Origin of the sequence: Intrasporangium sp. (assembly GCF_036566125.1) — a bacterium.
Taxonomy (GTDB): Bacteria; Actinomycetota; Actinomycetes; order Actinomycetales; family Dermatophilaceae; genus Intrasporangium.
In genome coordinates, this window is record NZ_DATCWX010000307.1 from 1 (window position 1) to 20,362 (window position 20,362).

A 20,362-nucleotide genomic window follows, 5' to 3' on the forward strand; every position below is an offset into this window, starting at 1 on the left:
GACTGCCTACCCCGGCTGCAGCCGGGGTAGGCAGTCGACAAGCGGGTGTGTTGCCGTGGGACGGCGCGGGTCGCGTCAGTCGCAGACCGCGCCGCGACTGGCGCTGCCGACGAGCTTGCGGTACTTCGCGAGCACCCCCCGGGTGTACCTCGGCTCGGGGTGAACGACCCCCTCGGCACGCCGACGCGCGAGCTCGCCCTCGTCGACGAGCAGGTCGAGCGTGCCGTTGGCGACATCGAGCCGGATCGGGTCACCGTCCCGGACGAAGGCGATCGGGCCGTCGTCGACGGCCTCCGGGGCGACATGCCCGACGCACAGCCCCGTGGTCCCCCCGGAGAAGCGACCATCGGTCAGCAGGAGGACGTCCTTGCCCAAACCGGCACCCTTGATCGCGCCGGTCACGGCGAGCATCTCGCGCATGCCGGGCCCGCCCTTGGGACCCTCATAGCGGATGACGACGACGTCGCCCTTCCGCAGGGTGCCCTGCTCGACCGCGTCCATCGCGCCGCGCTCGCCGTCGAAGACCCGCGCCGTCCCCTCGAAGACGTCCTCATCGAACCCAGCGGACTTCACGACCGCACCGTCGGGCGCGAGCGAGCCGGTGAGGATCGTCAGACCTCCGGTCTTGTGGATCGGCCGCGACATCTCCCGGATGACACGCCCGTCGATGTGCGGGGGCTTGATCTCGTCGAGGTTCTCGGCGACCGTCCTGCCCGTCACCGTCAGGGCATCGCCATGGAGCAGATCCGCATCGAGGAGCGTCTTCATCACGACAGGGATGCCACCGATGTGGTCGATGTCTTTCATGACAAAAGCACCGAACGGCTTGACGTCCGCCAGGTGCGGCACCTTCTTGCCGATGCGCTGGAAGTCACCGATCGTCAGGTCGACCTCCGCCTCGTGGGCGATGGCGAGCAGGTGCAGCACCGCGTTGGTCGAGCCCCCGAAGGCCATGACGACGGCGATCGCGTTCTCGAACGCCTCCTTCGTCATGATGTGCCGCGCCGTGATGCCCTGCCGGAGCAGGCCGACGACGGCCTCGCCCGACTTGCGGGCATAGACGTCCCGGCGCCGATCGGTTGCGGGCGGCGCAGCGGACCCAGGGATCGACATCCCGATGGCCTCGGCGACGGCCGCCATGGTGTTCGCCGTGTAGAACCCCCCGCAGGCGCCCTCGCCGGGACAGATCGCCCGCTCGATCGCGTCGACGTCCTCGCGCGGCATGAGGCCAGCGGCGCAGGCACCGACCGCCTCGAAGGCGTCGATGATCGTGACCTCCTTCTCGGTGCCGTCCGAGAGCTTGGCGATGCCGGGCAGGATCGTGCCCGCGTAGAGGAACACCGACGCGAGGTCGAGTCGTGCCGCCGCCATGAGCATGCCCGGCAGCGACTTGTCGCACCCGGCGAGGAGCACCGAGCCGTCGAGACGCTCGGCGTTCATGACGGTCTCGACGGAGTCGGCGATGATCTCACGGGACACCAGAGAGAAGTGCATTCCCTCGTGCCCCATGGAGATGCCGTCGGAGACCGAGATCGTCCCGAACTCGAGCGGGTAGCCGCCGCCGGCGTGCACTCCGTCCTTGACGGCCTTCGCGAGCCGGTCGAGGGACAGGTTGCACGGCGTGATCTCGTTCCAGGAGCTCGCGACGCCGATCTGCGGCTTGGCGAAGTCCTCGTCGGACAGCCCCACCGCCCGGAGCATCCCTCGCGCCGCGGCCTTCTCGAGACCATCGGTGACGTCACGGCTGCGTGGCTTGATGTCCGGCGTTTGCGTCATGGACCGAAGCATAGAACCGTGTCCGCTGAGTGGACACGGCATCTCACATCTCGTATGCCGCTGAGCTCGCCCCCAGCCCGGGGCACCGTCCCAGCCCTGCCGCCCTCACGTCGAAGGGGTCAGCCGCGGCTGAGATGGAAGCGCTGGAGCTGGCAGCTGCCCACGTCGAGGTCTGCCCACTCACCCGGGTAGCGCAGGACCGCGACTCCACTGGTCCCGAACCCGTCCGCGAGCGCCTCGTGCGCCTGCCGGGAGCCATCTCCCTCGCTGAGCAGGCTCGTCAGCTGCGCGATCGTGGGGTTGTGCCCGATGATGAGGACCGACGCCGTCTCTCCTGCGTCTTCCCGGATGGTCTCGAGCGTCTCCTCAGTGCCACCGGTGTAGATGCTCTTGCGGTACTCGACGAACTCCGCGTGAGCGCCGCCCTTGCACGCCGCCTCCCAGGTCTGTCGGGTCCGCAGGGATGTCGAGCAGATGACGAGGTCCGGCACGAGGCCCTGCTCCTTGAGCCACGCACCGGCGGCATTCGCGTCCCGGCGGCCCCGTTCGGTGAGCTCCCGGTCATGGTCCACCTTGCCCGGACTCTGCTCCGACTTCGAGTGACGCATGAGGATGAGGGTCTTCTCTCGCGCTGCGCTGCTCATGTTCCGAGCATGCCCGGCGGTTCCGGTGTTGTCAGCCCCGAAGCGCAACCCGCTCGGTCCATGTCATCAACGCCGAGTCATCCTCCGGAGACGGCGTTGATGATGTGGACCCGTGCGCCCGCGGGCACGACAGTGGCGAGCCCCTCGCCGCGCGTGGCGTCCTGCCCGTTGACGAAGACCTTCACGTGGGGCCGGATCTGTCCTCGCTCGTCGCGAACCTTGCCGTCGAGGACCCGGTACTCGGTGAACGCGCGGTCGAGCAGCTGTTCGACGGTCTGGCCGTCCTCGGCCGGGGCCACCTCGATCTCAGCGACCCCGCCAACGAGGTCCCGAAGAAGGCCCGGGAGGATGACCCGCACGGGAGTGGTCGTCATCGGAGACTCCTGGTCCACTGGCCGCATCACTCGACATCACTCCACACTGGCGGCCCGCACGACGAGCACGTCAGGCAGCTGGGTCAGGATGCGGCTGAACGTCTCGCCCTCGTCGGTCGAGGCAAAGACGTCGCCGTTGCGGGTGCCGACGTAGAGACCCACCGGATCGCCGCCATCGAGACCAGCAGCGTCGCGCAGCACACAGGTGTAGCTGTGGTCCGGCAGCCCGACCGCCTGGGTGCGCCAGCTGCCGCCCGAGTCGTCCGACCGCTGGACCTGGAGCTGGGCCGCCGGTGGGATCCGCTCGCCGTCGTCCTGGACCGGCACGTTCCAGACGACGCCGGGGCGGCGCGGATGGGTCAGGATCGTGAAGCCGAAATCGGTCGGCAGTCCGTCGGCGATCGACTCCCAGGTCGCGCCGCCATCGCCGGACCGGTAGACGCCCTTGTGGTTCTGGGCGAAGAACTCACCGTCCGCGCCGCGGGCCACCTTGTGCACGCACTGGCCGTACTCGGGGTACTCGTTGTCGGGTTGGAAGTACGCGCGGATGCCGGGGTTGCTGGGCGCCCACGTCTCCCCTGCATCCTGTGAGCGATACACCCCACCAGTGCTCATCGCGACGAGCATCCGCTCGGGCCGTCCCGGCTCGGGGACGATGGTGTGGACGGCGCCACCGCCAAAGCCCGGCTCCCAGGTGGGCCGGTGCGGGTGGTCCCAGAGCCCGCGGACGAGCTCGAAGCGCTCGCCCCGGTCAGCGCTCCGGAAGAGGGCATGCGGCTGGACGCCGGCCCAGACGACGTCGTCGTCGTTGGGATCAGGGGTGAGCTGCCAGACGCGCTCGAGCGCCGCGTCCGTGTCGCTCGGGAAGGCGAGTGCACGGTCGGCGCTCTCGCTCCAGGTGCGGCCCGCGTCCTCGCTCACCTGCACCGTCGGGCCCCAGTGCCAGGACTTCACCCCGGCGAGCACCGATCGTCGCCCGGCGCGGGTGTCGAAGGCGATCGAGGCCACCTCGCTCATGAGGAAGTGCGGACCCTCGACGGACCACTCCTGCCGGTCGGCGCTCCGGGCGATCCACAGCCCCTTCCGAGTCCCGACTGCCACGATCGTCTCAGCCATGTTCACAGTGTCCACTACGGCTCTGACAGCCGACAAGACATTACCCATGCCGTATGCCGCTGGGCCGGGTCCTGCGCCGGCCGGCGCCTTTGGTCAGCGGCTGAGGGAGGTGGCGGGCTTGACGACGTTCTCGAGGGGGCGGCCGTCCCGAAGCGCCTCGACCTGGCGGCGCACGAGCGCCCGAGCTCGCGGTGCCATCGCCGAGGTCGCCCCGCCGATATGCGGCGTGATGATGACGCCCCGAGTGCTCCACAGTGGATGGTCAGCGGGGAGGGGCTCAGGGTCGGTGACGTCGAGCGCCGCACGGAGCCGGCCAGAGGAGCACTCCGCGACGAGGGCATCGGTGTCGACGATCGGGCCGCGCGCCACGTTGACGACGAGGGCGTCATCCGGCAACCGGGCCAGCACGTCGGCGTCGATCAGCCCGCGCGTCGAGTCGGTGAGCGGGACGATGAGGATGAGGACGTCGGCAGTCCGCGCGAGGACGGGAAGCTCGTCGATGCCGTGCACGGCATCGACGAGGTCATCGCCGCCTCTGGCCCGGGTGGCGACCACCGTGACCTCCACCTCGAACGGCAGGAGCCGACTCACGATCGCATGGCCGATCCGGCCGTAGCCCACGACGAGGACCCGCTTGTCCGCGAGGGCGCGCCACATCCGCGGTCCGGCCCAGGACGACCTCGACTGCGCGAGCAGGTGCGTGGCGAGGTCGCGCTCGGAGGCGAGGGTGAGGGTCAGGGCAAGCTCGGCCGTGCTCGCGTCGTGGATCCCGGCGCCGTTGCAGAGCGTCACGCCGGGTGGAATGCGGTCGAGAACCGTCTCGTAGCCGGCGGACAACAGCTGGACCACCTCGAGCGCCGGCAGATCGCGGAAGCGCTCCACTCGGGGCGGTGGGCCCATGTACGGAGGCACGACGAGTCGGAACTCAGCCTCGCGCTCATGGCGGTGGGATGGGTCCCACACGACCGGCTCGACGTGCGCGGCATCAGCCAGCCCAGCGGCATACGCCTCCTCGGGGACGGCCACCACGACGGGACGATCGGTGCTCATGGGCCCCAACCTACGACCTGGCGTGAGGGTAGTCTCACCCGGTGAGCCAGCCACACGTGATGTCGATCAACGTCGGCACCGGCGTCACCCGCCCGTACGCCAGTGGCCCGACGACGGCCATCGCCAAGGTACGGCTGCCGGAGGACGCCCTCGTCGAGGTGCGTGATCCCGGGCCGAAGCGCGGTGGGCTGGGCAGCGGTGTCGTCGGCGACGAGATCGGCGACCCCAAGCACCACGGCGGATCCCAGCAGGCGGTCTATGCCTACGCCCGCGAGGACCAGCAGTGGTGGGAGGGCGAGCTCGGTCGGCCCCTGGCCCCCGGCGCCTTCGGCGAGAACCTCACCACGGTCGGGGTCGACACGACCCACGCGCTCATCGGAGAGGTCTGGCGACTCGACGACGTCGTGCTCAGGGTCGAGGTACCCCGGATCCCCTGCGCCACGTTCGCGGGGCACATGGGAGTTCCCCAGTGGGTCAAGCGATTCAGCGCCGAAGGCCGCACCGGCGCATATCTGTCCGTCGTGCGGCCCGGGACCTTCCGGACCGGCGTGAGCATCGAGATCGAGCGGCCGGAGCACGACATCGACCTCCTGCTCAGCTTCCGGGCAGCGATGGGCGACCTCGATGCGGCGCGCCGGGTCCTCGACGCGGGCGTCCTGCACCCAGACGAGCACGCCTGGCTGGCAGACAAGGTCGCCCGGCGCGGGCGTTGATCGCGCGATCGGCCCGACGGCTGACAGAGGCGGTGCGGCAACCCGGTTCCCGGCGATCGCATAGGACAGAATGAGGTATGCCGCCCACCCCCCGCACGCGCACGCGCCGGCTGGTCACGTGGGTCGTTGCCCCACTGTTGGCACTCGCAGCGTGCACGGCCGGCACTCCGGACTCCGACACCGGGACGACTCCGGCCGTAAACTTCACCACGTCCGCCGCGGTGGGCGGCACGACCAGCCCTGAGCCGGCCACGACCGGCACCGCGGCGACGACCTCGCCAGCCCCGGTCCAGACCGGTCCGGCGACGACGCTGCTCGAGGGCCTGCGGGTGGCCTGGTCGATCGCCCTGCTGCCGGACGGGTCCGCGCTCGTGAGTGAGCGCGACACCGGTGACGTGTACCACGTCCCCGCACCGGGGGCCGGCGGCGAGCCCCGGGTCGTGGGGCGGCTGCCCATCGAGCGGACGAGCGGCGAGGGGGGCCTGCTGGGGCTCGCGGTCCCGAAGGACTTCGGGGCGAACCCGGTGTTCTACGCGTACTACTCGACCGAGAGCGACAACCGGGTCGCCGCGGTGCCGTGGCGAGGGGACCGCATCGGCGAGCCGAAGGTCATCTTCGAGGGAATCCCCCGGGGCCACAACCACAACGGCGGCCGGATCAAGTTCGGACCAGACGGCTACCTCTATGTCGGCACCGGCGAGGCCGGGGACACGTCCCTGTCGCAGAACCGCCAGTCGCTCGGGGGCAAGATCCTGCGCATCACCCGTGCGGGAGACCCGGCCCCCGGCAACCCCTTCGGCGGTTCGCCGATCTGGAGCTATGGGCACCGAAACGTCCAGGGCCTCGCCTGGGACAGCAAGGGTCGGATGTGGGCGAGCGAGTTCGGCGCCTCGACGTGGGACGAGCTCAACCTCATCGAGCCGGGTCGCAACTACGGATGGCCGGAGGTCGAGGGCAAGGCGGGCAACGACAACTTCGTCGATCCCGTGGCTCAGTGGCCCACGGCCGACATGTCGCCCAGCGGCATCGCGATGGGTCCCGACGGGGCGGTGTACATGGCGGCTCTGCGGGGAGAGTCCATCTGGCGCGTGCCGATTCACGCCGACGGGACGGTCGGGGAGCCCCAGCGCAAGCTGCACGGGACCTACGGCCGCATCCGCGACGTGCTGTTCGTGGGCGGTCGACTATGGCTCACCACGAGCAACGGGTCGAACGACAAGCTCATCTCGCTGCCGCTGTCTGACGTCGGAGCCGGCTGACGTTCCAAGCGCCGATGCGGCTGCCGATGACTAGAGTCCGAACCAGGCGGCGCGAGGCCGTTGCACACCCAGGAGGTGAAGGTCATGTCGCAGTACGACGAGATCCTGGAGCAGGTCCCACTGAGTCAGCTCGCCGGCCAGCTCGGGGTCGACGAGAACGAGGCCCGGCAGGCGGCCGAGCAGGCGCTGCCCGCACTGCTCGGCGGGTTGCAGGCGAATGCTGCTGATCCGGCCGGCGCCAACTCGATCATGAACGCACTCGCCCAGCATGGGGGCGGTGTCCCGAACGACCTGGAGCAGGTCGACGTCGCCGATGGCCAGAAGATCGTCGGCAACATCTTCGGCGACAACACCGACCAGGTCATGAACCAGCTGGGCGGGATGGGTGGCGGCGCGACGGGCGACCTCGTCAAGCGGATGCTGCCCGTCCTCGCGCCCATTGTGCTGTCCTGGCTCGCCAAGAAGATGAGCGGGCAGGGTGGCCTGGGCGGCATGCTGGGAGGCGTTCTCGGTGGGGAGCAGACGTCCAGTCAGGTGGACTCGGGGCCACTCTTCCCCGGCGGTCAGGGCGCGCAGAGTGCACCGACGCAGCATCCGGCCGGGACGGGCGCGCCTGCCCAGCAGGGCGCGTCGAACCCGATCCAGGACGTCCTCGGTGGAATCCTCGGCGGCTCCGGTGGCGGGGACCTGCTCGGCGGGATCCTGGGCGGCCTGCTCGGCGGCGGCCGCCGCTGAACCCGGGCCTCAGACGCGCGGGAAGGCCGGCGGGTGAACCCGCGCCATGCTCTCCAGAACCCGGACGACCTGGCAGCTGTAACCGAACTCGTTGTCGTACCAGACGTAGAGCACGACACGGTCGTCTGCCGTGATCGTCGCGCGGCCATCGACGATGCCGGCGTACTGTGAGCCGACGAAGTCCGTCGAGACGACCTCCGGGCTGTCGATGTAGTCGAGCTGCTTGTGCAGCGCCGAATGCAGCGAGGTGCGACGCAGGAAGGTGTTGATCTCGTCCGGCGACGTCGACCGCTTCAGCGTCAGGTTGAGGATCGCCATCGACACGTTGGGCGTGGGCACGCGGATCGAGTTGCCCGTCAGCTTGCCCTCCAGCTCCGGGAGCGCCTTGGCCACGGCCTTGGCCGCGCCGGTCTCGGTGAGGACCATGTTGAGCGCGGCTGACCGGCCACGACGCTCGCCCTTGTGGAAGTTGTCGATGAGGTTCTGGTCGTTCGTGAACGAGTGCACCGTCTCGACGTGGCCACCCACGATGCCGTACTCGTCGTTGACCGCCTTGAGCACCGGCACGATCGCGTTGGTCGTGCACGATGCCGCCGAGAGAATGGTCTCGTCGCCCGCCCCGTCGCGGCTGATCAGGTGCTCGTTGATGCCCGCGACGATGTTCGGCAGGTCGCCCTTGCCAGGCGCCGTGAGGAGCACGCGCGAGACTCCGGGGCACTGGAGATGTTGCGAGAGGCCCGCACGGTCGCGCCACCGGCCAGTGTTGTCGACGACGATCGCGTCCTCGATGCCGTAAGCCGTGTAGTCCACGGTGGTCGGGTCGTCCGAGTAGATGACCTGGATGCGCGTGCCGTTGGCGAGAATGGTGTTCGCGTCCTCGTCCACGGTGATCGTGCCCTGGAACGATCCGTGGACCGAGTCCCGGCGCAGCAGGCTCGCCCGCTTCATCAGGTCGTTGTCGCCCCCCTTGCGCACGACGATCGCCCGAAGGTTGAGGCCGTCGCCCCGGCCCGTGTGGGCGATGAGGATCCGGGCGAGCAGGCGCCCGATCCGACCGAAGCCGTAGAGGACGACATCCGTCCCCCGCCGGCCGTCACCGTCCGCGCGCCCGGTGGCCCCCTTGCGGCCGGCCACCTCGCCGAGCTCGGCCCGCACCCACTCCGTGAGATCGGCGTCGCCGCCGTCCTGCTTGTACTTTCTCGTCAGCCGGGCCAGGTCCACCGAGGCGGCCCCGGGATCCACGGCCGCGAGCGCCTGGAGAACGGGCAGCGTGTCATGGAGGTCGAGCTCGACCTCGTCGATCCGTCGAGCGAATCGGTGTGCCTTGATGAGGTGGATGGCGGACTCGTTGATGAGCCTGCGTCCGTAGATCGACGTCACGACGTTGTTCTGCCGGTAGAGCCGCCCGATGACCGGGATCATCGCCTCCGCGAGGGCCTGTCGCTCGGACCACTCCTCGTGGTGCTCCTCGGCGAGTCTCGCGGGAGACTGGTCAGTCGAAGGGTCGGTCACAGGATCTGGCGAGTACGTCGTTGTCACGAGGCCCGACACTAGGCGTGACCGTGCATCGCGCCTCACGAGTCCGTGCTGCGGTCGTGAGCAATCTCACTGTTGACAGCGTGAACTCACGTCAATCGGGCCAGGATGAGCTCGCGCGCCTTGCCGGCGTCGGCCTGTCCCTTCAGCTCCTTCATCACCTGGCCGATGAGGGCTCCGGCCGCCTGGACCTTGCCGTCGCGGATCTTCGCGGCGATGTCCGGGTTGGCGTCGATGACCTTGTCCACGGCCGCCCCCAGCGCGTCGTCGTCCTGGACCAGCTCGAGTCCGCGGGCGTCGGCCACCTCGGTCGGGGTGCCCTCACCGGCGAGGACCCCGTCGAGGACCTGGCGGGCCATCGAGTCGTTGAGCCGGCCGCTCGTCACGAGACGATCGAGCTCGGCGACGTGCGCTGGGGTGAAACCCAGCCCAGCGGCATACGTCACGATGTCCTGGCCCTCGGCGTTGGCGCGCCGCGACGGCTCACCCAGCCACCACTTCCTCGCGGCTGCGGGGCTGGCCCCCGCTGCGACGGTCGCCTCGATGAGCTCGACCGAGCCCGCGTTGACGACGTCGCGCATCTCGAGATCGCTGTAGCCCCAGTCGCTCTGGAGTCGCTTGCGCCGTTGTCCCGGCGGCTCCGGCAGCGTCTCGCCCAGCGCCTCGACGGTCGCGCGACTCGGCGCCACGGGCACGAGGTCCGGCTCCGGGAAGTAGCGGTAGTCGTCAGCGTCGGACTTGACCCGTCCGGACGTCGTGACGCCGGTGTCCTCGTGCCAGTGACGGGTCTCCTGCAGGATGGAGCCGCCTGCGTCGAGGATCGCGGCGTGGCGCGAGATCTCGTAACGCACCGCCCGCTCGACCGAGCGGAGCGAGTTGACGTTCTTCGTCTCGGTGCGCGTCCCGAGGGGGACGGCGAGCTGGGCCTCGCCCCGTGGGTCGTCACCAGCGCGGGGGCGCAACGACACGTTGGCGTCGCAGCGCATCGAACCCTGCTCCATCTTGACGTCGCTGACGTCGAGCGCGCGCATGAGATCACGCAGGGCCGAGACGTAGGCCCGCGCCACCTCCGGCGCCCGCTCCCCCGCGCCGACGATGGGCTTGGTGACGATCTCGATGAGCGGTATCCCCGCGCGGTTGTAGTCGACGAGCGAATACTCGGCGCCGTGGATGCGCCCGGTCGCCCCGCCGACGTGAAGGGACTTGCCCGTGTCCTCCTCCATGTGGGCGCGCTCGATCTCGACACGGAACACCTCGGTGCCACCGGCACCGTCGTCGACCTCGACGTCGAGCCACCCGTTGTACGCGATCGGCTCGTCGTACTGCGAGGTCTGGAAGTTCTTCGGCATGTCCGGGTAGAAGTAGTTCTTCCGGGCGAAGCGGCACCACTCGGCGATCTCGCAGTTCAGCGCCAGGCCGATCCGGATCGCCGACTCGACTGCCTTCTCGTTGACGACCGGCAGGGCGCCGGGCAGGCCGAGGCAGACCGGGCACACCTGGGAGTTCGGCTCGGCGCCGAAGACGGTCGGGCAGCCGCAGAACATCTTCGTGGCGGTGTGCAGCTCGACGTGGACCTCGAGCCCCATGACGGGGTCGAACGTGGCGATCGCCTCGTCATAGTCGAGCACGGCGTCGACAGCGGAGGACGTGACGGCCATCTCAGACTCCCTTCGCGGCGGCACCGGCGCCGGCGCTGCCGGCGAGCTCGGGTGCCTTGGACAGGATCGGGGCGCCCCACCGCTCGAGCAGGACCTGCTCCAGCACGGCGCCGACGGTGTAGAGGCGCTCGTCCTTCGTGGCCGGCGCAAGAACCTGGATCCCCGTCGGCAGGCCGTCCTCGTCAGCCAGACCCGACGGGATGGACATGCCGGGCACCCCAGCGAGGTTGGCGGGGATCGTCGCAATGTCGTTGAGGTACATGGCCATCGGGTCGTCGAGCTTGTCACCGAGCCGGAACGCGGTCGTCGGCGCTGTCGGGCTGACGAGGACGTCGACCCGATCGAAGGCGCGCTCGAAGTCCTGCGCGATGAGGGTGCGCACCTTCTGTGCCGAGCCGTAGTAGGCGTCGTAGTACCCCGAGCTCAGCGCATAAGTCCCGAGAATGATGCGGCGCTTGACCTCGGCGCCGAAGCCCGCGTCGCGGGTCACGGCCATGACCTGCTCGGCCGTCGGAGCATCGACCCCCTCCGGCAGGACACGCAGGCCGTAGCGCATCGCGTCGAACTTGGCCAGGTTGCTCGAGGCCTCACTCGGCAGGATGAGGTAGTAGGCGGCCAGGGCGTAGTCGAAATTGGGGCAGCTCACCTCGACGACCTCGGCACCCTGCTCGACGAGCAACGCCACGGACTCCTCGAAGCGGGCGCGCACCCCCGGCTGGTAGCCCTCGCCGCCGAGCTCCTTCACGACACCGATCCGCATCCCCTTGACGTCGGCGCGTCGAGCCGCCTCGAGGACCGGCGGCACCGGAGCGTCGATCGACGTCGAGTCCATCGGGTCGTGCCCGCCCATGACGACGTGGAGCAGGGCCGCGTCCAGGACGGTCCGTGCGCAGGGGCCGGCCTGGTCGAGGCTGCTGGCGAGCGCGACGAGGCCGTAGCGCGACACGCCCCCGTAGGTCGGCTTCGTCCCGACTGTCCCGGTGACCGCGGCCGGCTGGCGGATCGAGCCACCGGTGTCGGTGCCGATGGCGAGGGGAGCGAGGAAGCCTGCCACCGCGGCGCTCGAGCCACCGCCCGAGCCGCCGGGGATCCGCTCGAGGTCCCACGGGTTGCGGGACGGGCCGTAGGCCGAGTGCTCGGTGGAGGACCCCATGGCGAACTCGTCCATGTTGGTCTTGCCGAGGATCGGCATCCCCGTCTCCTTGAGGTGGCGGACCACGGTCGCGTCGTAGGGCGGGATCCAGCCCTCCAGGATCCGGCTGCCGCATGTCGTGGGCAGTCCCTTGGTCGCCATGACGTCCTTGACGGCGATCGGCACGCCCGCGAGCGTGGGCAGGCTCTCCCCCGCCGCGCGTCGCTCGTCGATGGCCCGAGCCGTCGCGAGCGCCCCCTCGGCATCGACGTGGAGGTAGGCGTGCACCTGCTCGTCGACGGCCGCGATCCGGTCGAGGTGGGCCTGGGTCACCTCAACGGATGAGATCGTCTTGCTCGCCAGCGCCTCGGCGAGCTCCGTCGCAGAGGCGCGAGTCAGGTCAGTAGTCACGTCAGTTGCCTTCATCCATCAGGGAGTTCACGAAATGGTGCCGTATGCCGCTGAGCCGGCTGGGCGGCAAACGTGCCGTTTGGTCGGTGGCCGGCTCAGTGGGGCTCGGTCAACGGGGGGGCCGATCAGTCCTCGTCGAGGATGCGCGGGACCGCGAACCGGCCGAGCTCCTGCTCCGGCGCGCCCGACAGCGCCTCCTCGGCGGTGAGCCCGGGACGGACCACGTCGGGTCGGGTCACGTTGGTGAGCGGCATCGGGTGCGACATCGGAGGGGCGTCCTCGATGGGAGCCTGCTGGACCTTGGCGACGGACTCGAGGATCACCGACAGCTCGCCGACCATCCGGTCCAGCTCGGCGTCCGAGAGGTCGATGCGAGCCAGCCCGGCGAGGTGGGCGACGTCGGCACGGGAGAGTGTGGACATGGTGGCCAGTCTATGGGCCGGACGGTGGGGTCCCGACCGCGCCTCTGGCCCACGCCAACCACCTCCGGAGCGGCGCACACCGCCCGAACCGGACGGTGTGCCCCGCGACGGAGGATGGGTCAGGAGCGCGGTCGGCTCCGGCGGGCGATGACCTGCTCGCGGATCAGGTTGCGTGCCGTGCCCCAGATCCCGTGGCGGAAGAGCAGGACGATGAGCACGAAGATGGCACCGGTGATCATCGCGATGCCACTGACTCCGGCGGACGCGAGGTAGTCCTCGAGATAAACGACGACGCCGGCGCCGACGAGACCACCCCAGAGCGTCCCGATCCCACCGAGGACGGTGATGAGCACGACCTTCCCGGACGTCGTCCAGGCGACCTCCTGGAGCGAGGCGAACCCGTGGCTGATCGAGAAGACACCACCAGCCACGCCCGCCAGTCCGGCGGAGATGACGAAGACGACGATCTTGTACTTCTCGACGTCGTACCCGAGCGCCCGAGCGCGGGCGGGGTTGTCGCGGATGGCGGTGAGGACGCGGCCGAACGGCGAGTTGACGACGCGCCAGGCGATGAAGATGCCGATGACGATGACGGCGGCGCCAGCGTAGTAGAAGTAGAACGAGTCGAGCTCGACGCTCTCGATGCCGAAGAAGTTCTTCGGGATGCCCTGGAGGCCGTTCTCTCCGCCCGTCACGTCACGCCACTGGTTGACGATGAAGTAGAGCATCTGCGCGAAGGCCAGGGTCACCATCGCGAAGTAGATGCCCGTCCGCCGCACGGAGAGGTAGCCGATCGGCACCGCGATGGCCATGGCGAAGACGGCGCCCCCGAGGACGGCGAGCGGGAAGGGCCATCCCGTGTGGATCGCGATGAGTCCGGTGGCGTACGCCGAGCCGCCCCAGAACGCGGCGTGGCCGAAGCTGAGCAGACCGGTGAAGCCGAGCAGCAGGTCGACGCTGATCGCGAACAGTCCCCAGCAGAGCATGTCCATCGCCACGGGCGGGTAGATCTGGTAAGGCAGCACCACGAGGACGGCGAGGCCCACGAGGAGCATGACATAGCGCCAGGGGCTGCGACGCGACAGGATCGACGGCTTGGCGAGGTCGATGTCGGTCCGGTCGGTGAGCTGTGGGTCGGCGGTCATGCGATCTCCTCCCGTCCGAAGAGGCCAGCAGGGCGAACGAGGATGACGAGCGCCATCAGGATGAAGATGACGATCTGGGCGTAGGCGGGGGCATAGGCGACTCCGTAGGCCTCGACGAGCCCCACGAGGAACCCGGCGACGACCGCCCCGAGGATCGAGCCGAGTCCGCCGATGACGACGACGGCGAACAGGATGATGATGAAGTTGCTGCCCATCTCGGCGGTGATGGCCCGCGTAGGAGCCGCGAGGACGCCGGCCAGGCCGGCCAGGGCGATGCCGAAGCCGAACACGGGGGTGACCCAGCGCCCGACGTTGATGCCCAGGGCCCGGGTGCGCTCGGGCGCCTCGGTCGCGGCCCGGACGATCATGCCGATCCGGGTTCGCGTCAGGAGCAACCCGACGCCCACGCACACGGCGACCGAGAAGAGGCACGCGAAGATGGCGTAGGTCGGCAGGCTCAGGCTGCCGACGCTCACCTGTCCCCCGAGACCCGGGGGGACCTGGTAGGGCAGCCCCGAGACGCCGTAGCGCTGCTTGACCGCCTCGACGAGCACGAGGGTCAGACCGAAGGTGAGCAGGAAGTTGTACAGCGGGTCGAGCGGCAGCAGCCAGCGGACCAGCGCGCGTTCCATGAGGACCCCGAAGCCGAACATGAGGATGGGCACGATGACGAGCGCGAGCCAGAAGTTGACGTTGAGCTCGGCGAGCAGCACGGCTGCGAGCACGGCCCCGAGCATGTAGCAGGCGCCGTGGGAGAAGTTCACGACGCCGAGGACGCCGAAGATCACCGCGAGGCCGAGGGCGGACAGGGCGTAGAACCCTCCGGCCGCGAGGCCCTGCAGGGTGTACTGGATGAATGCGCTCATGAGGTTCCTGGACCTTCTGGTCTCGGCCCCGCCGTGGGACGGGGTGCCGGATGCTCCCGGCATCCGGCACCACCGTCACGCGTGGCGGGGGTCAGGTCACATCTTGCAGGCGTCCGACACCGGCCCGAAGGCCTCGGCCGCGGGGATCGTCGTCAGGATCTCCTCGTAGTCCCAGTCCTCCTTGACCTGGTCCTTGGTCTTGACCTTGGCCAGGTAGGCGTCGTGCAGGACGCGGTGGTCCGCGGCGCGGATCTCACCGTTGCGGAGGAAGACGTCGTTGACCTTCTTGCCCTCGAGCTTGGCAACGACCGCGTCGGCGTCGTCGGTGCCGGCCTCCTGGATCGCCTCGAGGTACTGGAGGGCGGCCGAGTAGTTGCCGGCGTGGGCGAAGGACGGACGGGTTTGCGTCTTCTCCTGGAACCGGTCGGCCCACTTGCGGTTCTCGTCGTCGAAGTTCCAGTACCAGGCGTCGGTGAACTGGGTTCCGGCGAACTGCTCGACGCCGAGCGAGTGGATGTCGGTGATGAACATCAGGCCCACCGCGAGGGTGGCCTTGTCCTGCATCCCGGCCTGGTTGTACTGCTTGACGAAGTTGATGAGATCGCCGCCGGCGGCCATGATCCCCACGACGTCCGGGTTGCTCGAAGCCGCCTTGGTGATGAACGTCGCGAAGTTGTCGTTGGGGAAGGGCGTCGGGATCGACTGCTGGACCTCGCCACCTGCGCCGTCGATGGCGGTCGTGAACGACTTGTTCATGTCCTGGCCGAACGCGTAGTCGGGGTAGACGATGGACCACGTCTTGCCGCCGTTCTTGACGGTCGCGGTGCCCGTGCCGTGGGCGAGCATGTACGTGTCGTAGGCCCAGTGGAAGGTGTACTTGTTGCACGACTCACCGGTGAGGGCGGTCGTGGCGGCACCGATGTTGATGTGCAGCTTCTTCTTCGCCTTGGCCTGCGACGCGACGGCCAGGGCGGCGGAGGACGTGGGGACGTCGAGGATGATGTCGGCGTTCTGCCGGTCATACATCTCCTGCGCCTTGGTGTTGGCGATGTCGGGCTTGTTCTGGTGGTCGGCCTGGATGACCTCGATGGTCTTGGCGACCGCCTTGTCGCCGTACTTGGCCTTGTAGTCGGCGATGGCCATCTCGATCGCGACCTTGGAGTTCGGTCCGGACAGGTCCTTGTAGACGCCTGACTGGTCGTTGAGCAGGCCGATGACGACCTTGTCGTTGGTCAGCTTGGCGTCTCCGCCGGACTGCGGCCCGCCGGCTCCGCTGCCGCAGGCGGCCAGCGCCAGCGATGCGGAAGCCGCGATGGCCACGGTGCCCGCGACCTTGTTCCTGCCACTCATGTCCCCTCCTGGGATGTCATGCCTTCTGGATGGTGCGAATGCGTGTGCCGGGTTTCCGGCATGGGCCGAGGGATGGAGGTGTGCTACATCCCGAGATAGGTGAGCAGCTCGCTCTCGCGGGCTTGGAAGTCCTCGTTGTCGAGGTGCTCGACGACCCTCCCCTGTGCGAGGAGGTAGTGCCGGTCGGCCACGGTGGAAGCGAACTTGACGTTCTGCTCGACGAGCAGCACGGCCACGCCCTGGGCCTTGATCTCACGGATGATCTCCCCGATGCTCTGGACGATGACCGGGGCGAGACCCTCGCTCGGCTCGTCCAGCAGGAGCAGGCGCGCGCCCATCCGCAGGACTCGTGCCATCGCGAGCATCTGCTGCTCGCCCCCCGACAGTTTGGTGCCGGGGAAGTCCCTGCGCTCGTGGAGCGCGGGGAAGAACTCGTAGATCCGCTCGAGGCTCCAGCCGTCGTCGTGGACGAGGGGCGGCAGCAGGAGGTTCTCGGCAACGGAGAGCGAGGCGTAGATCCCGCGGTCGTCAGGAACCCAGCCGATGCCCAGGCGCGCCCGGCTGTCCGCGGACCGCTTGTGCAGCTCGATCCCCTCGAACGTGGTCGATCCCTGCACCTGCTTGTGCAGCCCCATGATGCAGCGGAGCAGTGTCGTCTTGCCGGCGCCGTTGCGACCGACGAGGGTGACGACCTCGCCCTGGCCGATCTCGATGCTGACATCGGAGAGCACCCGCGCCTCGCCGTACCAGGCGGAGACTCCCGCAACCTCGAGTGACGTCCGGGTCGACGTCATGGGTGGCGTCTCACTCATGGGCTGCTCCGAGGTAGGCGGTGATGACGCGCTCGTCGTTGCGCACTTCGTCATAGGTGCCCTCGGCGAGCACCTGCCCTGACTGGAGGACGGTCACGGTGCTCGCCAGCGATCCGACGACGTGCATGTTGTGGTCGACGAAGACGACGGTGCGGCCCTCGGCGAGCTGCTTGACAAGTGCGATGGTCCGGTCGACGTCCTCGATGCCCATCCCGGCTGTCGGCTCGTCGAGCAGGAGCAGCTTGGGATCGAGGGCCATGGCGATCGCGAGCTCGAGGGCCCGCTTCTGACCGTAGGCAAGCGAGCCGGCCGGGAGGCCCGCACGGTCGGCGAGACCGACCCGCTCGAGCAGCTCCATCGAGCGGTCCCGGAAGACGGCCATGCGTTTGATGGAGCGCCAGAACTGCATGCCCATGCCGGTCGGGCTGGCCAGGGCGAGCTCGAGGTGCTCCCGCAGCGTCATCTGGTCGAAGAGGCTCGTGATCTGGAAGGAACGGGCGATCCCCATCGGGGCGATCTGCTCCGGCTCCTTGCCGGTGATGTCCTTGCCGTCGAACACGATCGAGCCGGACGACGGGGAGAGGAACCCGGTCAGGAGGTTGAACAACGTGGTCTTGCCTGCTCCGTTGGGGCCGACGAGCGCGTGGATGGTGCCCTCGGTGACGGAGAGGTTGACGTCGGAGACCGCCTTGAACCCGCGGAACTCCTTGGTCAGCGCGCGGGTCTCGAGCAGCGGCGCGTCCATGGACAGCTGCACCTCCTCGTGCGGTAGCTGGTCTGACTCGTGCGGTTGATGGGCTTTGTCCTGACTCGCGTCCTGACTCCGGCAACTCTAGGAGTCGGCCAGACGTGAGGCACGGGCCCTCCCCACACACCTGATGGATGGGTATGGCCCGAGGACACATCTCCCGGGCGCAGCGACCCCGACCGCAGCAGCAGGGCTACAGAGCGGCAACGAAGCGGTAACGATCAGGCGGCATCCCGTCTGGACCACCGTGGCAAGGGTGCGCGGTCGGGTGCTGCGAATCCCCGGTGCGGTCAGTCGGGAGAGCCGGTCCGCAGCAGCCGCAGGAACTGGGCCTCGTCCAGAACGGGCAGTCCGAGCTCTTCGGCCTTCGCGGCCTTGGAGCCGGCGTTGGCCCCCACGACGACCCAGTCGGTCTTCTTCGACACTGAGCTCGCGGCCTTGCCACCGCGGCTGATGATCGCTTCCTTCGTCTCATCCCGGGAGAAGCCCTCGAGCGAGCCGGTCACGACGACCGTCCTGCCCTCGAGGGTGCGCTGCACCGACTCGTCTACGTCGTCCTGCATGCGCATCCCGGCCGCGGCCCACTTGCGCACGATCTCGGCGTGCCAGTCCACCCGGAACCACGCGGTGACGGACTCGGCGATGATCCCGCCGACACCCTCCGCCTCGGCCAGCTCCTCCGTGGTCGCGGACCGGATCGCGTCCATCGAGCCGAACGTCGCCGCCAGCGCCCGGGCGGCGGTCGGGCCGACGTGACGGATCGACAGCGCGACGAGCACGCGCCAGAGCGGTTGCGACTTGGCCTTCTCCAGCTCGGTCAGCAGCTTCTCACCGTTGGCGGACAGCACCCTGCCAGCCACGACGTGCTCGGCCGGGTCGGTCTTCTTCGCCGCCCGGGTGTAGAGGGTGACGGTCGACAGGCGCTCCCGCGTCACGCCATAGCGGCCCGCCTCCGGACTGTCGGCCGGTGGCACGAAGAGGTCGCCCTCGTCGGTGATGATCCCCGACTCCAGAAGCGCGATCGACCCCTCCCAGCCGAGCGCCTCGATGTCGAGCGCCGACCGAGAGGCGAGCCCGAAGATCCGCTCCCGCAGCTGGCTGGGACAGGACCGGGCGTTGGGGCAGCGGATGTCCTTGTCCCCCTCCTTCTCCGGCGCGAGCGGCGTCCCGCACGCCGGACACTCCGTCGGCATGACGAAGGCGCGCTCGCTCCCGTCGCGCAGGTCGACGACCGGCCCGACGATCTCCGGGATGACATCCCCCGCCTTGCGCAGCACGACCGTGTCACCGATGAGCACGCCCTTGCGTTCGACCTCGAACTGGTTGTGCAGGGTCGCCTGCTCGACCGTCGACCCGGCGACGACGACGGGCTCCATGACGCCGTACGGCGTCACACGCCCGGTGCGCCCGACGTTGACGCGGATGTCGAGCAACTTGGTGTTGACCTCCTCGGGCGGGTACTTGAAGGCGATCGCCCACCGTGGGGCCCGCGACGTCGTGCCCAGCTGACGCTGGAGCGCCACCTCGTCCACCTTGACGACGATGCCGTCGATCTCGTGGCTGCCGTCGTGGCGGTGCTCCCCGTAGTGGGCCACGAACTCCTCGACCTCGGAGATCTCGTCGAGCACCCTGACCTTGTCGGACGTCGGCAGTCCCCAGGCCCGCATCACCTCGTACCCCTGGCTCTGCCGCTCGAGGTCGAAGCCCCGTCTGGCCCCGATGCCGTGGACGAGCAGCTGAAGCGGCCGGCTCGCCGTGACCTTCGGGTCCTTCTGCCGCAACGACCCGGCAGCCGCGTTGCGCGGGTTGGCGAACGGCGCCTTCCCCGCCGCGACGAGCGAGGCATTGAGGTCGGCGAACCCCGCGGTCGGGAAGAAGACCTCCCCGCGGATCTCCACGAGCTCCGGGACGTCGTCACCGTTCAACCGCTCGGGCACTCCCCTGATGGTGCGCACGTTGTTGGTGACGTCCTCTCCCGTGCGACCGTCGCCCCGGGTCAGCGCCCGAACGAGCCGCCCCCTCTCGTAGAGGAGGTTGACTGCCAGACCGTCGATCTTCAGCTCGGTGAGGAAGTGGGAACGGGTGCCCACCTCACGCTCGACCCGCTCCGCCCAGGCACGCAGCTCCTCGAAGGAGAACGCATTGTCGAGGCTCAGCATCCGCTCGACGTGGTCGACGGTCTCGAAGCCGGTCGCGAAGGCCGCGCCACCGACGTTCTGCGTCGGGCTCTGGGGCGTGCGCAGCGAGGGCCACTGCTCCTCGAGCTCGTTGAGACGGCGGATGAGCGCGTCGTACTCGCCGTCGCTGATCGTCGGCGAGTCCCTGACGTGGTAGTTGAACTGTGCCGCACTCGCCTGCTCGGCGAGGTCCGCCCACTCCTGGTTGGCCTCGACGGGGATCGGGTCCTCGACGACGGCCGGACCCGAAGCGGCGTGCGGGACCCCGTTCCCGGGGATCTCAGGCTCAGTGATCTCGCTCACCCGTCCATCCTGCCAGCCACCCCTGACGGCCGGGCTCGAGCCGCACCGAGCCCAGCGGCATACGGCAGCCTCTGGAGCGGCGAGGGCTGGGACGTTCTGGACGACGCGGTGCGGATGGTTTTGGTGATGGGTGCG

At 69.2% G+C, this 20,362-nt stretch carries 18 protein-coding genes; 3 read left to right on the forward strand and 15 right to left on the reverse strand.

Annotated elements, in window-relative coordinates; all coding sequences use genetic code 11:
• Positions 1-75 precede the first annotated feature (75 nt).
• The 5 genes from ilvD to VIR15_RS18430 form a co-directional block, all read right to left on the reverse strand.
• Positions 76-1,776 (reverse strand): dihydroxy-acid dehydratase, encoded by a 1,701-nt coding sequence (gene ilvD / locus VIR15_RS18410; RefSeq protein WP_331930421.1) that lies wholly within the window; start codon positions 1,774-1,776, stop codon positions 76-78.
• Positions 1,777-1,895: 119 nt separating this feature from the next.
• The gene (locus tag VIR15_RS18415) at positions 1,896-2,420 is read right to left on the reverse strand and encodes a SixA phosphatase family protein (protein ID WP_331930422.1); all 525 of its coding nucleotides are present in this window, start codon (positions 2,418-2,420) and stop codon (positions 1,896-1,898) included.
• 77 nt (positions 2,421-2,497) lie between these two features.
• A complete protein-coding gene (locus tag VIR15_RS18420; RefSeq protein ID WP_331930423.1) occupies positions 2,498-2,794 on the reverse strand; it encodes a MoaD/ThiS family protein in 297 nt (98 codons plus the stop codon).
• 36 nt (positions 2,795-2,830) lie between these two features.
• On the reverse strand, positions 2,831-3,910 hold the full coding sequence (locus tag VIR15_RS18425; RefSeq protein WP_331930424.1) for a WD40/YVTN/BNR-like repeat-containing protein: 1,080 nt from the start codon (positions 3,908-3,910) through the stop codon (positions 2,831-2,833).
• 93 nt (positions 3,911-4,003) lie between these two features.
• Positions 4,004-4,960 carry a 2-hydroxyacid dehydrogenase gene (locus VIR15_RS18430; RefSeq protein WP_331930425.1) on the reverse strand — a complete coding sequence of 319 codons (957 nt, stop codon included), beginning with the start codon at positions 4,958-4,960 and terminating at the stop codon, positions 4,004-4,006.
• 41 nt (positions 4,961-5,001) lie between these two features.
• Between VIR15_RS18430 and VIR15_RS18435 the strand changes: the two genes are divergently transcribed.
• The 3 genes from VIR15_RS18435 to VIR15_RS18445 all read left to right on the forward strand — a co-directional run bounded on the left by VIR15_RS18435 (position 5,002) and on the right by VIR15_RS18445 (position 7,667).
• Positions 5,002-5,673 carry an MOSC domain-containing protein gene (locus tag VIR15_RS18435; RefSeq protein WP_331930426.1) on the forward strand — a complete coding sequence of 224 codons (672 nt, stop codon included), beginning with the start codon at positions 5,002-5,004 and terminating at the stop codon, positions 5,671-5,673.
• Between the two features lie 77 nt (positions 5,674-5,750).
• Positions 5,751-6,932, forward strand: coding sequence for a PQQ-dependent sugar dehydrogenase (locus VIR15_RS18440; protein WP_331930427.1), 1,182 nt, complete (start codon positions 5,751-5,753; stop codon positions 6,930-6,932).
• Between the two features lie 84 nt (positions 6,933-7,016).
• Positions 7,017-7,667, forward strand: coding sequence for a DUF937 domain-containing protein (locus VIR15_RS18445; protein ID WP_331930428.1), 651 nt, complete (start codon positions 7,017-7,019; stop codon positions 7,665-7,667).
• Between the two features lie 9 nt (positions 7,668-7,676).
• Here the strand turns inward: VIR15_RS18445 and VIR15_RS18450 are convergent, their stop codons facing one another.
• The 10 genes from VIR15_RS18450 to ligA form a co-directional block, all read right to left on the reverse strand.
• Positions 7,677-9,179, reverse strand: coding sequence for a glyceraldehyde-3-phosphate dehydrogenase (locus VIR15_RS18450; protein ID WP_331930429.1), 1,503 nt, complete (start codon positions 9,177-9,179; stop codon positions 7,677-7,679).
• Between the two features lie 113 nt (positions 9,180-9,292).
• Positions 9,293-10,861 (reverse strand): Asp-tRNA(Asn)/Glu-tRNA(Gln) amidotransferase subunit GatB, encoded by a 1,569-nt coding sequence (gatB, locus tag VIR15_RS18455; RefSeq protein WP_331930431.1) that lies wholly within the window; start codon positions 10,859-10,861, stop codon positions 9,293-9,295.
• 1 nt (position 10,862) lies between these two features.
• The gene (gatA, locus tag VIR15_RS18460) at positions 10,863-12,419 is read right to left on the reverse strand and encodes an Asp-tRNA(Asn)/Glu-tRNA(Gln) amidotransferase subunit GatA (protein ID WP_331930432.1); all 1,557 of its coding nucleotides are present in this window, start codon (positions 12,417-12,419) and stop codon (positions 10,863-10,865) included.
• Between the two features lie 110 nt (positions 12,420-12,529).
• Positions 12,530-12,826: an Asp-tRNA(Asn)/Glu-tRNA(Gln) amidotransferase subunit GatC gene (gatC, locus tag VIR15_RS18465; RefSeq protein ID WP_331930434.1), complete on the reverse strand. Its 297-nt coding sequence runs from the start codon at positions 12,824-12,826 to the stop codon at positions 12,530-12,532.
• Positions 12,827-12,945: 119 nt separating this feature from the next.
• Positions 12,946-13,971: a branched-chain amino acid ABC transporter permease gene (locus VIR15_RS18470; RefSeq protein WP_331930435.1), complete on the reverse strand. Its 1,026-nt coding sequence runs from the start codon at positions 13,969-13,971 to the stop codon at positions 12,946-12,948.
• Positions 13,968-14,837, reverse strand: a complete 870-nt coding sequence (locus tag VIR15_RS18475; protein WP_331930436.1) for a branched-chain amino acid ABC transporter permease — start codon at positions 14,835-14,837, stop codon at positions 13,968-13,970. The genes VIR15_RS18470 and VIR15_RS18475 overlap by 4 nt, the downstream gene beginning before the upstream one ends.
• Positions 14,838-14,933: 96 nt before the next feature.
• Positions 14,934-16,187, reverse strand: coding sequence for an ABC transporter substrate-binding protein (locus tag VIR15_RS18480; RefSeq protein ID WP_331930438.1), 1,254 nt, complete (start codon positions 16,185-16,187; stop codon positions 14,934-14,936).
• Positions 16,188-16,270: 83 nt separating this feature from the next.
• Complete coding sequence (locus VIR15_RS18485) at positions 16,271-16,999, reverse strand: ABC transporter ATP-binding protein (RefSeq protein WP_331930440.1); 729 nt, start codon at positions 16,997-16,999, stop codon at positions 16,271-16,273.
• Positions 16,992-17,744 (reverse strand): ATP-binding cassette domain-containing protein, encoded by a 753-nt coding sequence (locus VIR15_RS18490; protein ID WP_331930442.1) that lies wholly within the window; start codon positions 17,742-17,744, stop codon positions 16,992-16,994. The genes VIR15_RS18485 and VIR15_RS18490 overlap by 8 nt, the downstream gene beginning before the upstream one ends.
• A gap of 293 nt (positions 17,745-18,037) precedes the next feature.
• Positions 18,038-20,203, reverse strand: coding sequence for an NAD-dependent DNA ligase LigA (gene ligA / locus VIR15_RS18495; RefSeq protein ID WP_414654982.1), 2,166 nt, complete (start codon positions 20,201-20,203; stop codon positions 18,038-18,040).
• Between the last annotated feature and the right edge of the window lie 159 nt (positions 20,204-20,362).

What these genes read in the sequence shown, in the direction of transcription:
- ilvD (WP_331930421.1), bottom strand. Translation starts at nt 1,776, where the DNA reads ATGACGCAAACGCCGGACATCAAGCCACGCAGCCGTGACGTCACCGAT.
- VIR15_RS18415 (WP_331930422.1), bottom strand. Translation starts at nt 2,420, where the DNA reads ATGAGCAGCGCAGCGCGAGAGAAGACCCTCATCCTCATGCGTCACTCG.
- VIR15_RS18420 (WP_331930423.1), bottom strand. Translation starts at nt 2,794, where the DNA reads ATGACGACCACTCCCGTGCGGGTCATCCTCCCGGGCCTTCTTCGGGAC.
- VIR15_RS18425 (WP_331930424.1), bottom strand. Translation starts at nt 3,910, where the DNA reads ATGGCTGAGACGATCGTGGCAGTCGGGACTCGGAAGGGGCTGTGGATC.
- VIR15_RS18430 (WP_331930425.1), bottom strand. Translation starts at nt 4,960, where the DNA reads ATGAGCACCGATCGTCCCGTCGTGGTGGCCGTCCCCGAGGAGGCGTAT.
- VIR15_RS18440 (WP_331930427.1), top strand. Translation starts at nt 5,751, where the DNA reads ATGCCGCCCACCCCCCGCACGCGCACGCGCCGGCTGGTCACGTGGGTC.
- VIR15_RS18445 (WP_331930428.1), top strand. Translation starts at nt 7,017, where the DNA reads ATGTCGCAGTACGACGAGATCCTGGAGCAGGTCCCACTGAGTCAGCTC.
- gatB (WP_331930431.1), bottom strand. Translation starts at nt 10,861, where the DNA reads ATGGCCGTCACGTCCTCCGCTGTCGACGCCGTGCTCGACTATGACGAG.
- gatA (WP_331930432.1), bottom strand. Translation starts at nt 12,419, where the DNA reads ATGAAGGCAACTGACGTGACTACTGACCTGACTCGCGCCTCTGCGACG.
- gatC (WP_331930434.1), bottom strand. Translation starts at nt 12,826, where the DNA reads ATGTCCACACTCTCCCGTGCCGACGTCGCCCACCTCGCCGGGCTGGCT.
- VIR15_RS18470 (WP_331930435.1), bottom strand. Translation starts at nt 13,971, where the DNA reads ATGACCGCCGACCCACAGCTCACCGACCGGACCGACATCGACCTCGCC.
- VIR15_RS18475 (WP_331930436.1), bottom strand. Translation starts at nt 14,837, where the DNA reads ATGAGCGCATTCATCCAGTACACCCTGCAGGGCCTCGCGGCCGGAGGG.
- VIR15_RS18480 (WP_331930438.1), bottom strand. Translation starts at nt 16,187, where the DNA reads ATGAGTGGCAGGAACAAGGTCGCGGGCACCGTGGCCATCGCGGCTTCC.
- VIR15_RS18485 (WP_331930440.1), bottom strand. Translation starts at nt 16,999, where the DNA reads ATGAGTGAGACGCCACCCATGACGTCGACCCGGACGTCACTCGAGGTT.
- VIR15_RS18490 (WP_331930442.1), bottom strand. Translation starts at nt 17,744, where the DNA reads ATGGACGCGCCGCTGCTCGAGACCCGCGCGCTGACCAAGGAGTTCCGC.